This window comes from Mesorhizobium sp. NZP2077 (genome assembly GCF_013170805.1).
Classification (GTDB): domain Bacteria; phylum Pseudomonadota; class Alphaproteobacteria; order Rhizobiales; family Rhizobiaceae; genus Mesorhizobium.
Map to the genome: position 1 here is coordinate 4562577 of NZ_CP051293.1, position 13415 is coordinate 4575991.

The window sequence follows — 13415 nt, forward strand, 5'->3', positions numbered from 1 at the left end:
GGTCGGATTAAGCATCGCGATTAAGGTTACAACTTCACAATCGCGCCAATCCCGCCCGTTTCTGTTGACAAATCGCGGACTTGCGCCTAATCGCAATACCAATCTTGCAGGCGCGTGGCGCTTGCCGCGACAGACGCCGTTGCGCTTCCCCGAACCAGCCAAAGACAACAACACTTGTCCTCAGACACCACGACCGCTCAAGAAGCGTTGACCTTCGCAGACCTCGGCCTGTCGCCGAAGGTCCTTTCCGCAGTCACCGATGCCGGCTACACGCAGCCGACGCCGATCCAGGCTGGTGCCATCCCGCATGCCTTGCTCGGCAAGGATATTCTGGGCATCGCCCAGACCGGCACCGGCAAGACGGCTTCCTTTGTGTTGCCGATGCTGACCCGCCTCGAAAAGGGCCGGGCACGCGCCCGCATGCCGCGCACGCTGATCCTGGAGCCGACGCGCGAACTCGCCGCACAGGTCGAAGAGAACTTCATCAGATACGGCAAGAACCACAAGCTCAACATCGCGCTTTTGATCGGCGGCGTGTCGTTCGACGAGCAGGACAAGAAGCTGGAGCGTGGCGCCGACGTGCTGATCGCGACGCCTGGCCGTCTGCTCGACCACCGCGAACGCGGCAAGCTTCTGCTTAACGGCGTCGAGATCCTCGTCATCGACGAGGCCGACCGCATGCTCGACATGGGCTTCATTCCCGATATCGAGCGCATCTGCGAAATGATCCCGTTCACCCGGCAGACGCTGTTCTTCTCGGCGACCATGCCGCCGGAAATCACCAAGCTGACGGAAAAGTTCCTGCACGCGCCCGTACGCGTCGAGGTTTCGAAGGCTGCGTCCGCCGCAACCAACATTATCCAGCGGCTGGTGAAATCCGGATCGAAGCCATGGGACAAGCGCGAAACGTTGCGCAACCTCATCAAGGCCGAAGACGCGGAGCTGAAGAACGCCATCATCTTCTGCAACCGCAAGGTCGAAGTGTCGGAGCTGTTCCGCTCGCTGCTGAAGTATGATTTCGATGCCGGCGCCCTGCACGGCGACATGGACCAGCGCGCCCGCATGCAGATGCTGGCCAATTTCCGTGACGGCAAGCTTCGTTATCTCGTGGCTTCGGACGTCGCCGCGCGCGGCCTCGACATCCCCGATGTCAGCCACGTCTTCAACTATGACGTGCCGATCCATGCCGAGGACTATGTCCATCGCATCGGCCGCACCGGCCGCGCCGGGCGCTCCGGCAAGTCGTTCACCATCGCGACCAAGTCCGACACCAAATACATCGACGCCATCGAACGGCTGATCGGCAACAAGATCGAGTGGCATGACGGTGACCTGTCGACGGTCGTGGCCAGCGAAGGCGGTGAGGACGATGCTCCGCGCCGTGGCAAAGGCGCGCCGCGCCGTGCCGGCCGCAAGGACGACGATCGCAAGGACAGGGGCGAGCGCAAGAAGGGCGGCGAACGTCGCGCCAAACACAGAGAGGAAGACGCCTCGACCGTGGTCGCACAGCAGGAACAGCCCGATGTGGCTGAGACGGCTGTCGCCGACATTGGTGAACGGCGTGCGCGCAAGGAGGCGATCCGTTCGGAAAACACCGAACGCAAATCCTCCGATCGCAACGAACAGCGCGCACCGGAACGGGGCGATACCAGGCCGCAGCGCGACAGCAACCGCCCTGCCCGTCACCGCCACCAGGAAGACAACGACACCACCGTTGGCTTCGGCGATGACATGCCGGCCTTCATGCGCATCGTCGCCAAGGTCTGATCTCAGTCCGCTTTGGAAGGCAAGCCACCGATCCGGCTTGCCTTCGCAGTAAGCGTCTGGCTCAGCTCGGCTGTTACATCGGCCCGGGCATCATCTTGGTCGGTTTCTCCAGCATCGGAAAGTCGGCCTTGTTGCATTTCACGTTCGGGTTCGTCGGACTGAACATGCCGTTCGGATTGTCCCTGAACAGCCAGGCGTGAAGATCGTAGTGGACGAACTCCCTCGGAATGAGCGGATAGTGTCCCTCCATCGGCCCCATGAAGGTTTGGCCAAACAGCTTCGGCGGCGCTTTGACGTCCGGGGTCAGAGGCACCAGCCATTCCACGCCGACCAACTTCAGGCCTTTCTTGGTCGGCTCGTAGATCAGGACGTTGGGCTTCATCGGGTCGAGTTTCTGGCCGACACTTGGAACGTTGACGAAATGGATGCCCATGGCGCCTTTCGGGTATTCCATCGAGCCCGGTATCTTTTCTCCGCTGTAGTAGACGCAGCCGACGGTCGAGAGATAGAGGTCGCGAACGGCGGCGGTGTAGTCTTCATATTTGGCGAGCGATTTTTTCAAGGCATCGATGTCGGCTTTGTTGGCGTCCTCGGCCCAAGCCGTAGCGACCCCCAACCATGCGCCTACAACACCGGTCAAAACGAGGACGCCGCAGCGCCCAAGGCCTGTTCTCATCATGCATTCCTCCCAGACTTTCTGATCTGGCCGTGCAAGACCGAGGCGGAAAATGCTGATTGCGCGGCCAGTTGTGCTCGCCTCATCCCCTCCGGAACAGCGACGATGCTATCCCTTTCGATGACTGCGGGAAAGTCGTTTATGAGAACCAACTAAAGCTCTGGCGCGCCGTATCTGAAGAGCATCGACGCTCTCAAATAAAAACGGCCCCTTGCGGGGCCGTCTTCGTTTCATATCGATACCCTCAGGTGAGCGGTGAAAGCTGGATTTCGACGCGGCGGTTCTGCTCGCGGCCGGCGGCCGTCGCATTGGAAGCGATCGGCCGCGTCTTGCCGAAGCCGGTGACGGCGAAGCGGCGCTGATCGACGCCCTGACCGGACAGATAGTTAGCGACCGCCAGCGCGCGGCGCTGCGACAGATCGAAATTGTGCTGTTCGCCTCCGGTCGAATCGGTATGGCCGAACACGTCGACCGTGGTCTGCTTGAACTTCTTCAGCACCAGAGCAACCGAGTTCAGCACCGGATAGAAGCCGGGCTTCACCGCATCCTGATCGACATTGAAGGTGATGTCAGACGGCATATTGAGGATGATCTGGTCGCCACTACGGGTGACGCTGACGCCAGTGCCCTCGAGCTGCCGGCGCAGTTCAGCTTCGTTCTGATCCATGGTGGCGCCGATGGCGCCGCCGGCCAGCGCACCGATGCCGGCGCCGATCAGCGCGTTGCGGCGGTCATTGCCGCCGGCAAGCAGACCAAGGCTGGCGCCCGCCAGGGCACCAAGACCGGCACCCGCGGCGGTGTTGGAAATCTTCTGGTCGCCCGTATACGGATCGGTGGTGGTGCAAGCGCTCACGAGCAAAGCCGTCGCCACGACGACGAGCACGGTCTTCTTCATAGATGGTCCCTCTCCAAGTCGCGCCTTTTCCGACGGCGCCAAATCAGCCCTTGCCTCGACTTGTACCATGAATTGCGGCGAAAAGCGGAACGGGAAAAGCGCCCACCACGGCTTTTCCCGGGGTCAGTCAGGTGACAGCCGCCTTGGCCGGCTACCAGAGATTCTTGCCGTCAATCACCACCACTTCCACTGCGTCGAGATCGAAATCATCGAACAGCCGCGAATTGACGCTGATCTTGGGATTGTCAAAATCCGGCTTGCCTGTCGACCAATCCGGCGTTTGCGTGAAGGTGCCGCAGCCGCAAGTGGCGCAAAAACCGTGTTTTACGGTTTTCGAGCCCCACTCATAGACAGAAACGTTTTCCAGCGGGCTGGTGAGCTTGAATTGCGACGGGATGTAATAGGCCCAGAGCGAGCCGCGTTTCGAGCAGAACGAACAGGTGCACTGCGTCACCGTGTGCGGTGCCTCTGAAACCTCGAACGTCGTCGCCCTGCAGTGGCAGCTTGCCTTGATGGTCATCAACATCACCTCTCCATTGTCCGCCGCCCATGCGGCAGGGCACCATAAAGAAGCGATCGTGACAACTGCCCGTCAGCAGGCTCTACGCCGAGCTGCCGACAGCAAATTCAGTAGGACGATGGCGGCACGAACAGGCAGATGGTCTTGCCGGCATCGAGCCCGGCTTGATGCGCGCACCAATGGAATTCTCCGTCGGGCGAATCCTTGACCCGTCTGTCGCTGTACGCCACCACCTCCCCGGTGTCCTTGATGACATAGCCTTCCGGGCGCTCGCTGATCGATGTTTGCGAAACCTCGTGACAGTCGTAGTTCGCACAGCAGGCAAACGGATAACTCCAGCCTTGCGGCTTGGCCGCGGTCGGCTTGGCGTCATGCGCCAGGGCCGGCGCCGACAGCAGCGCGATCACGCACGCCGCGCAAAAGGGAATGACAAGCTGGCCAACCGATGGAACGGCGATGGCCGATCTGGAACTGGCAGCAGACATGGGAACGTTCCTTTCAAACGAGGTTCAAGCGTTTCGCTTGCCCGTTCCTGGAACGTGTCTTCCCAGCGGCCAATCGTCAGCAGATATGCCACGACCGGCCATAAATGCTTTTGTCTCCTCCTGCCTCAAAGGTGAGCCTAAATGTGAGTCGGCGCAAGAAATAGATGCGTGACCAGCCTGCACCCAGTTCCTCGCCCGCCCAAGGCAACAACCGGATGACCTCACAACTACGGCAGTCGACGTCGGTGATGGCCACTTCGTTCTGTGCGAACCGTCACAATTCAGGTTTGGCGGCGGACGGCGCTAGTCCAGATCCGCCACGGCCTCACCGGCGCCGCCCTCGATGCGCTGCGACAGCGAGGCCTCCATGAAATCGTCGAGGTCGCCATCGAGCACGCTCGACGGGCTGGTGCTTTCGACGCCGGTGCGCAGATCCTTCACCAGCTGGTAGGGCTGCAGCACGTAGGAGCGGATCTGGTGACCCCAGCCGATATCGCTCTTTGAGGCTTCGGTGGCGTTGGCGATGGCCTCACGCTTCTTCAGCTCTTCCTCGTAGAGACGTGAGCGCAGCATCTCCCAGGCCTTGGCCTTGTTCTTGTGCTGTGACCGTTCGGCCTGGCAGGCAACCGCGATGCCGGTAGCGATATGGGTGATGCGCACGGCCGAATCGGTGGTGTTGACGTGCTGGCCGCCCGAACCCGACGAACGATAAGTGTCGATGCGCACGTCCGATTCGGAAACATCGATGTCGATCGTGTCGTCGATGACCGGATAGACCCAGACGCTGGCGAAGGAGGTGTGCCGGCGCGCATTGCTGTCATAGGGCGAGATGCGCACCAGGCGGTGGACACCGGATTCCGTCTTCAGCCAGCCATAGGCATTGTGCCCTTTGATCATGAGCGTGGCGGACTTGATGCCGGCTTCTTCGCCGTCATGCACCTCTAGCACCTCGACCTTGAAGCGGCGGCGCTCGGCCCAGCGCGTGTACATGCGCAGCAGCATCGAAGCCCAGTCCTGGCTTTCGGTGCCGCCTGCGCCGGCGTGGATTTCGAGATAGGTGTCGTTCGCGTCGGCTTCACCCGACAGCAGCGTTTCGACCTGGCGGGCCTTCGCCTCGCCCTGCATCGAGCGGATCGCTGCTTCGGCCTCGGCGATGACGCCCTCGTCGCCCTCTTCCTCGCCGAGCTGGATCAGGCCGATATTGTCTTCAAGCGCCTGGGTGATGCCTTTGACCGCCGCAATGCCTTCCTCGAGGCCCTGGCGTTCGCGCATCAGCTTCTGCGCTTCCAGCGGTTCGTTCCAGAGGCTGGCGTCCTCGGCACGGACATTCAGGTATTCAAGCCGCTTTATGGCCTGGTCCCAGTCAAAGATGCCTCCTCAGCAGGGTTATCGCCTGCCTGATCTCGTCGACAATATTCTGCGTTTCCGCGCGCATGGCCTGGTATTTTGTCCTGTTGCTGAAGTGACACTTCGGTCGGCGCGATACATAGGGACGGCGCTGCCATGTGTAAAGCGAAATGGGCCGGCCCCGAGGCCAGCCCAGCAGTCTGCATTGGACCGCTCAGTAGAGGCCGCCGCCGCCGTCCTGGATGGCCTGGTTGGCCTGCGGCGACAGTGGGCCGCCCGACGCGTTGGAGCCGTCGGCGCCCATGCCGATCACCCAGTAGCTGTCGGCGGGACCAGTACCCGGCTTGAAGGCCTCGATGATGGTGCCCGGATCGCCCGACGCGGCACGCATGCCGGTCTTGCGATTGATGGCGACCAGGTTCATGCCGTCTGGGACCTTGAAGTCGACATTGGGCGTGCCGTCCAGCGCCACACGCATGAAATCCTTGAAGATCGGGGCGGCAAGACCGCCGCCGGTGGCGCCATGGCCAAGGCCGCGCGGCGTGTCATAGCCCATATAGAGACCGACCACGAGGTTCGGCGTGTAGCCGATGAACCAGGCGTCCTTCTCGTCGTTGGTGGTGCCGGTCTTGCCGGCGATGTGACGTCCGAGTTCACCGATGGTGGCGCCGGTACCGCGTTGCACCACTCCTTCCATCATCGAGGTGATCTGGTAGGCGGTCATCGGATCGAGCACCTGCTCGGAAGTGTCGACCAGTTCCGGCTCCGGCTGGTTCTTCCACTCAGGCGCGTTGCAGCCTTCGCAGCCACGCTCATCCTGCTTGAACACGGTCTTGCCGTAGCGATCCTGGATGCGGTCGATCAGCGATGGTTTGATCGATTTGCCGCCATTGGCCATGATCGAATAGGCCGAAACCATGCGCATGACGGTGGTCTCGCCGGAGCCCAGCGCCATCGGCAGATACGGCGCCAGATGATCGTAGACGCCGAAGCGCTCGGCATATTCGACGACCAGCTTCATGCCCATGTCGTTGGCAAGCCGCACCGTCATCAGGTTGCGCGACTTCTCGATGCCGGAGCGCAGCGTTGCCGGCCCGGCAACGGTGCCGTCATAGTTCTTCGGCGTCCAGGTCGTGTTGCCGCTCTGGATGGTGATCGGTCCGTCCATGATCACCGAGGCCGGCGTATAGCCATTGTCGAGCGCGGCCGAATAGACGATCGGCTTGAACGAGGAGCCCGGCTGGCGCATGGCCTGGGTGGCGCGGTTGAACTCCGACTGCGAATAGGAGAAGCCGCCGACCATGGCCAGCACGCGGCCTGTGTGCGGATCCATCGCGATCAGGCCACCTTCCACCTCGGGAACCTGACGCAGGCTGTATGTATTGTCGGAACCTTCGTTCTTCTGCACGAAGATGACGTCGCCCGGCTTCAGCACGTCGGCCGGCGACTTGGCCTTGACCGTCTTGCCGTCGACCAGATGGCGCATGGCAAAGCCCATGTCGTCCTTGCTGACGGTGCCTTCGACACGCTCCTTGACGATGTCGCCCGACGCCTGGCGTGCGGGCTGGAGGCCAATCGAGAGGCCGGAGGCCGAGGAGTCGAGCACGACGGCCAGCGACCATTCGGGAACGTCTTCCAGCCCCTTGACGGCGCCCAGCGGGACGCCCCAGTCGCCGGACACGTCAATCGATGTCACCGGTCCGCGATAGCCACGCAGCGTGTCGTATTTCATCAAACCGTTCTGCATCGCCTTACGGGCTATAAGCTGAACCTTTGGATCAAGGGTCGTGCGAATGGAAAGACCGCCCTCATAGAGCGCATTCTCGCCATAGCGGGCGATGATCTGGCGACGAACCTCTTCGGTGAAATACTCGCCCGCGAACAGATATGAGCCGGTGCGGCGTGGGGCGACACCAAGCGGCTCGGCCTTCGCCTTCGCACCCTCTTCGGGGGTCACGTAACCGTTCTCGACCATCTGGCCGATGACCCAGTTGCGCCGTTCGATCGCGCGATCGGCATGCTTGAAGGGGTTGTAGTTGGCCGGACCTTTCGGCAGCGAAGCCAGATAGGCGGCCTCGGCCACGGTCAGTTCGTTCACCGATTTGTCGAAATAGGTCAGTGCGGCGCCGGCGACACCATAGGCGTTGAAGCCAAAGAAAATCTCGTTGAGATAGAGTTCAAGGATGCGATCCTTGGAATAGGCCTGTTCGATGCGGAACGAAAGGATGGCCTCCTTGACCTTGCGTTCCAGGGAGCGCTCGTTGGTGAGGAGGAAGTTCTTGGCAACCTGCTGGGTGATCGTCGAACCACCCTGCATCGGTCCACCGGAAACGTAAGTGAGCACCGCCCGGCCCAAGCCCGTTATGTCAACACCGGGATGGCTGTAGAAATTCTTGTCCTCGGCTGACAGAAAAGCCGCCTTGACGCGGTCCGGAATGGCCTGGATCGGCAAATACAGGCGCCGTTCGCGCGCATACTCCGCCATCAGAGAGCCATCCGAGGCATGGATACGGGTGGTCACAGGCGGCTCGTACTTGGCCAGCACTTCGTAGTCAGGCAGATCCTTTGCTACATGGCCGATGTAAAGCGCAACGCCCGCCGCAGCCAGAAGGGCCAGCGTCGTGCCGATGCCGAAGAAATAGCCAATGAGACGAATCATACCCGCTCCAGTCCTTGGTTCGGGAATTTCCTAAACGAAGCCGCCTTCCACGCAAGCTTTCGAGCCGGTCCCAATCCGTAATCGAAAACCCATGTCGCCACCATGTGGACAAAATACGGCAAGGGCTGATTTCGTGACCGGCTGCCTGGAATAAAGGCACAGGGTGTTGTCATCCGGCAACGCTGCCCCTGGTTGCAGGCGCCGCCAGACATGTCAGCCTCCGGTTCCTGGTCCGACCCGGGCGGAAGCGAACAGCGCGACGGCGTTGGTGATGCTCTGTGCGGCCTTGCCGCGCCATTCGGCGTCGAGCAGTTGCGCCTCGTCCTTGGCATTCGAGAGATAACCGAGTTCGACCAGCACGGATGGCACGTCTGGCGCCTTCAGCACCTTGAATCCGGCGGAACGCTGCGGATTGTTGATGAGACCGACGCTGGTCGATAACTGGCCGACCAGAGTGTGGGCGAAACTCATCGAAAATGTGTGCGTCTCGCGGCGGATCAGGTCGATAAGGATGTCGGTCACTTCCTTGTTATCGTCCTTGATGACCATGCCGGCGAACTGGTCGGAGAGATTTTCGCGGTCGGCAAGCGCCTGCGCCTCGGGATCCGACGCCTTGTCGGAAACTGTGTAGACAGTGGCGCCGCGGATGCCCTTGACGCTGATTGTGTCGGCATGGATCGAAATCAGCAGGTCGGCCTCGTGCTGGCGGGCAATGCGCACGCGGTCGTCCAGACGCAGATATTCATCGGTGTCGCGCGTCATGAAGACATCGTATTTGCCGATGGCGGCGAGCTTGTCGCGCAGCTCCGTGGCAAAGGCCAGCGTAACGTTCTTCTCGATGGTGCCGTTCAGACCCTCGGCGCCGCCGTCGACGCCGCCATGGCCGGGATCGATGACGACGGTGAAGCGGTGGCCCGGATTGGAGACCGGCCCGGTGCCGACCCGCCCGCCCTTGTCGGTCGAAACCGTCGAACCGGTGGTCAGCGCCTGGTTGGCCAGGGCGGCGTCGAACTCCCGTTCGGAGGCGGCCGACATGTCGATGGCAATGCGGTAGCCGGTTCCGTCCTCATTCTTGAGCACATCCAGCTTGTCGACGGCGAACGGCCCCTTGCCGGTCAGGATCAGCCGCGAAACGCCCTCGCCGAGTGCGCCCAGGCGCACGCCCTTAACCAGGCCGCGCGGCTTCAAATCCTTGGCGTCGATGGCCAGCCTGGTATTCGCCAGATCGATGACCAGACGATTGGGTCCGCGCAACAGGAACCACTTGATGTCCGGTTCGCGGTCGAAATCCATGACGATGCGCATCTTGGTGGCATCGCCCGCCATCTTGTAGCCTTTCGCCACCAGTGGCGCGTCGGCGGCATTGGTAACAGGGGAAAGCACCTGCGAAATCGCCACCAGCACCAAGAGACAGAAGGCGCGCAGAATCCGGCTGCCGACACGACATCCCTTGTCTGTGAAGTCTGCCAGTCCCATCTGTCTTCCAGTCGCTCCCGGTTTGGCGCCAGGCGCCTTCTCGTTTCGTCGAAGTGCCGGTTAGGCCGCGAACTCGATTAACGATTGGTATCCAGAGAAGGTTAACCAAGCCTTTTCATGCAAGGTTTGGAACCCAGGCTTACGCTACGGAACTGCTTTTTGCCGGCATCGGAAATCGGGGTTGCCTTCCACCCCGTCAAATCATAAAAGCGATAGTGGATCACTGCAATCCTGGAACCGCCCTCCTCCGCAGCTTCCTGCTACAGGGTCAGATGAAAAGGCGGCTCCTTTCGCTTCAAGCGAAAAGGGTTCAGGTGATTGCGACGAATTTCGCAGGTGTGCTCCCGTGGCGGGGGAATCACCTGCGTGAGGAAAACGGCCGGGTTTGTTCCCGTGCCGGCTCTGTATGAGCAAACAAGCTGGTCCGGTTTCCGGGCTTTGGTTCAAAAGGTTCTGCTGGTGACGATGGCTTCAAGCGCAATCATGGAAAGGTCCGCATCAAACCGCGCCAGTATGGCTGCGGGCGGCACCGCCATGACGCGCAGGCCCCGTCCGGCGGACATTCAGACATCCGGCACCCACACTCCAGACACGCAGCAGCGGGCTTTGCCTTGCAAGCTGCGGCTGACGGCTGCCGGGAGGAAACGAAATAATGCCCAACAAAATGCTGATAGACGCCTCCCACCCGGAGGAAACACGCGTTGTCGTCGTACGCGGTAACCGTATCGAAGAATTCGACTTTGAATCCCAGGACAAGAAGCAGCTCAAAGGAAACATCTACCTCGCCCGCGTAACGCGCGTCGAACCCTCCCTTCAGGCGGCCTTTGTCGAATATGGCGGCAACCGTCACGGTTTTCTCGCCTTCAGTGAAATACACCCCGACTACTACCAGATCCCGGTCGCCGACCGTCAGGCCCTGCTGCGCGCCGAAGCGCAGGAGGCCGAAGACGAAGAGGACGAGGATGGCGAAGGCGATGATCGCCAGAGCCGTGATCGCGGCCGGCGCGGGCGCCGGCGTGGCGGCAAGAGCCGCGACCGCGGTGAGCACAAGCGCGATGCGGGCGAAGCAGGCGAAGGCTCCGGCGAGGCAGGCGAAGGCAGCGACAACGGCGACATCGTTGTCGAGGAGATCTCCCACACATCCGAGATCATCGAACACGCAGCCGATACATCAGAACATTCAGAGCATGCCGATGCGTCCGGCCATGATGAAGGTTCCGGCGAACAGGACGAAACCGAAACCCGCGAGGGCGGCCCGACATCGATCGCCGCCGCGGTCGAAGGCGATGTGATTTCCGAACCCGTCTCGCAGACGGAACAGGGCACTGAAGCAACGTCCGGCGACAATGATCGCGGCATGCTGGAGGAAGTACAGTCCTCGCATCCCGATGACCACGAGATCGAATCGGTCGGCGCCGAGGATGCGCTGGAAGAAGTGCGCAACCGCCGCAAGCCGGTGCGCCGCCAGTACAAGATTCAGGAAGTGATCAAACGCCGGCAGATCCTGCTGGTTCAGGTCGTCAAGGAAGAGCGCGGCAACAAGGGCGCGGCACTGACCACCTATCTGTCGCTTGCCGGCCGCTATTCGGTGCTGATGCCGAACACGGCGCGCGGCGGCGGCATTTCGCGCAAGATCACCAGTGCGGTCGACCGCAAGCGCCTGAAGGAGGTGGTCGCCGATCTCGAAGTGCCGCAAGGCATGGGCGTTATCCTGCGCACCGCCGGCGAGAGCCGCACCAAGGCCGAGATCAAGCGCGACTACGAATATCTGATGCGGCTTTGGGAGAACGTGCGCAATCTCACGCTCCAGTCCACCGCCCCTGCCCTCGTCTACGAGGAAGGCAGCCTGATCAAGCGTTCGGTGCGCGACCTCTACAACAAGGATATCGACGAGATTCTCGTCTCCGGCGAAGAGGGCTACCGCGAGGCCAAGGACTTCATGCGCATGCTGATGCCGAGCCACGCCAAAGTGGTTCAGCCGTTCCGCGACACGACGCCGATCTTCGTGCGCAACGGCATCGAGGCACAGCTCGACCGCATGCTGCAGCCGCAAGTGACGCTGAAGAGCGGCGGCTACATCATCATCAACCAGACCGAGGCGCTGGTCGCCATCGACGTCAATTCGGGTCGCTCCACCAAGGAGCACTCGATCGAGGACACGGCACTCCACACCAATCTGGAAGCGGCCGAGGAAGTCGCGCGTCAGCTGAGGCTTCGCGATCTGGCCGGCCTGATCGTCATCGACTTCATCGACATGGAGGAGAACCGCAACAACCGCTCCGTCGAGAAGCGGCTGAAGGATCACCTCAAGAACGATCGTGCCCGTATCCAGGTCGGCCGCATCTCGCATTTCGGCTTGATGGAGATGTCACGTCAGCGCATCCGCGCCAGCGTGCTGGAATCGACCATGAAGCCCTGCCCGCATTGCGGCGGCACCGGCCATGTGCGCTCCGATTCTTCGGTCGCGCTGATGGTGGTGCGGGCGATCGAGGAATTCCTGCTCAAGGATTCGCGCAGCCACATCACGGTGCGGACGCCGGCGGCGACCGCGCTCTACGTGCTCAACCACAAGCGCGGCACACTGGTGGAACTCGAAAGCCGCTTCGGCCTGACCATCACCATCGAGGCCGATGATACGGTTGGCGCGCAGCACTATGCGATCTTCCGCGGCGCTCTGGCCGAAAAGCCGGAAGGCTTTGTCGAGGCGCGTAGCTTTCCGGCCTATGTCGAGCCGGACGAGCCCGAGGACGAGATTGTCGTCGTCGAGGAAGACGAAGAGGTATCGGTCCAGGCCGAGCAGCCGCGCCAGCAGCCGCAGCAAAACCAGCAGCCGCGGCCTGCCGTTGGCGAGGACGGCGAAGGCCGCGACCGCAAGCGCCGCAAGCGTCGCAGACGTCGCGGCGGCAGGGACCGCGATCGCGAACATGGCGCCCCGGCGGACGGCTCATCCGTCTCCGCTCCGGCCGGCGATTTCGCCGGCTCGGCTGACGATGACGACGGCGAAGCCGACGACGCCGCTCCGATCGCTGCCGGCGCCTCTGACGAGGCGGCGCAGGCTTCGGATGACAGCCAGGGCAAGAAGCGCCGGCGTGGCAAGCGTGGCGGCAAGCGCAATCGCCGTGAAGACGGCGAAGGCGAGACCGAGGCAAGTGCCGGCGAAACGACCGAGGCTTCCGAGGCTGATGCTTCCGAAAGCGAGCCTGCCTCGATCGAGCCGGTGGCCGTTGCCGTGGCGGAAGAGCCTGTGGCTGCTGTGAGCGAAGAGGTGCCGAGCACCGAAAAGCCCAAGAAGCCGCGTCGCGCAGCCAAGCCGAAGAAGGCAGCCGCCGAGGCCGTCGCCGAAACGTCTGTCGTCGAAGCGGCCGCGGAAACGCCGGTCGAGGCTCCGGTGGCTGTTGCCGAGGAAACAGTGGCTGCTGCCGTCGCGGAAGAGCCTGCAAAGGCCCGACCGTCACGACGCAAGCCGGCGGCCATCGATGCACCTGTCGTGCCGGTGGTTTCCTCGACCGTCGCCACCGAGCCGGAAGCCAAGACCGAAGAAAAGCCGAAGCGCGCCGGCTGGTGGCAGCGGAAGGGCTTTTTCTAGGCTT

At 62.1% G+C, this 13415-nt stretch carries 9 protein-coding genes; 2 read left to right on the forward strand and 7 right to left on the reverse strand.

What is annotated here, in order from left to right; genetic code table 11:
* Positions 1–174 precede the first annotated feature (174 nt).
* Positions 175–1767: a DEAD/DEAH box helicase gene (locus HGP13_RS22800; RefSeq protein WP_172229209.1), complete on the forward strand. Its 1593-nt coding sequence runs from the start codon at positions 175–177 to the stop codon at positions 1765–1767.
* 73 nt (positions 1768–1840) lie between these two features.
* Here HGP13_RS22800 and HGP13_RS22805 read toward each other — a convergent pair whose 3' ends face one another.
* The 7 genes from HGP13_RS22805 to HGP13_RS22835 all read right to left on the reverse strand — a co-directional run bounded on the left by HGP13_RS22805 (position 1841) and on the right by HGP13_RS22835 (position 9825).
* Positions 1841–2446 (reverse strand): hypothetical protein, encoded by a 606-nt coding sequence (locus tag HGP13_RS22805; protein WP_172229211.1) that lies wholly within the window; start codon positions 2444–2446, stop codon positions 1841–1843.
* A gap of 241 nt (positions 2447–2687) precedes the next feature.
* Positions 2688–3338: an OmpA family protein gene (locus tag HGP13_RS22810; protein WP_172229213.1), complete on the reverse strand. Its 651-nt coding sequence runs from the start codon at positions 3336–3338 to the stop codon at positions 2688–2690.
* A gap of 151 nt (positions 3339–3489) precedes the next feature.
* On the reverse strand, positions 3490–3858 hold the full coding sequence (locus tag HGP13_RS22815; RefSeq protein ID WP_172234813.1) for a GFA family protein: 369 nt from the start codon (positions 3856–3858) through the stop codon (positions 3490–3492).
* Positions 3859–3965: 107 nt separating this feature from the next.
* A complete protein-coding gene (locus HGP13_RS22820) occupies positions 3966–4343 on the reverse strand; it encodes a hypothetical protein (protein WP_172229215.1) in 378 nt (125 codons plus the stop codon).
* A 303-nt stretch (positions 4344–4646) separates the two neighbouring features.
* Positions 4647–5778, reverse strand: a protein-coding gene (gene prfB, locus HGP13_RS22825) for a peptide chain release factor 2 (RefSeq protein ID WP_172229217.1) whose coding sequence is annotated in 2 segments (ribosomal slippage) — positions 4647–5711 and positions 5713–5778 — 1131 coding nt in all. Because the reading frame shifts where the segments join, the coding sequence is not laid out codon by codon here.
* Positions 5779–5904: 126 nt separating this feature from the next.
* Positions 5905–8349 (reverse strand): penicillin-binding protein 1A, encoded by a 2445-nt coding sequence (locus HGP13_RS22830; RefSeq protein WP_172229219.1) that lies wholly within the window; start codon positions 8347–8349, stop codon positions 5905–5907.
* Between the two features lie 213 nt (positions 8350–8562).
* A complete protein-coding gene (locus tag HGP13_RS22835; protein ID WP_172229222.1) occupies positions 8563–9825 on the reverse strand; it encodes an N-acetylmuramoyl-L-alanine amidase in 1263 nt (420 codons plus the stop codon).
* Between the two features lie 652 nt (positions 9826–10477).
* Between HGP13_RS22835 and HGP13_RS22840 the strand changes: the two genes are divergently transcribed.
* Positions 10478–13411, forward strand: coding sequence for a ribonuclease E/G (locus HGP13_RS22840; RefSeq protein WP_172229224.1), 2934 nt, complete (start codon positions 10478–10480; stop codon positions 13409–13411).
* The last annotated feature ends 4 nt before the right edge of the window (positions 13412–13415 follow it).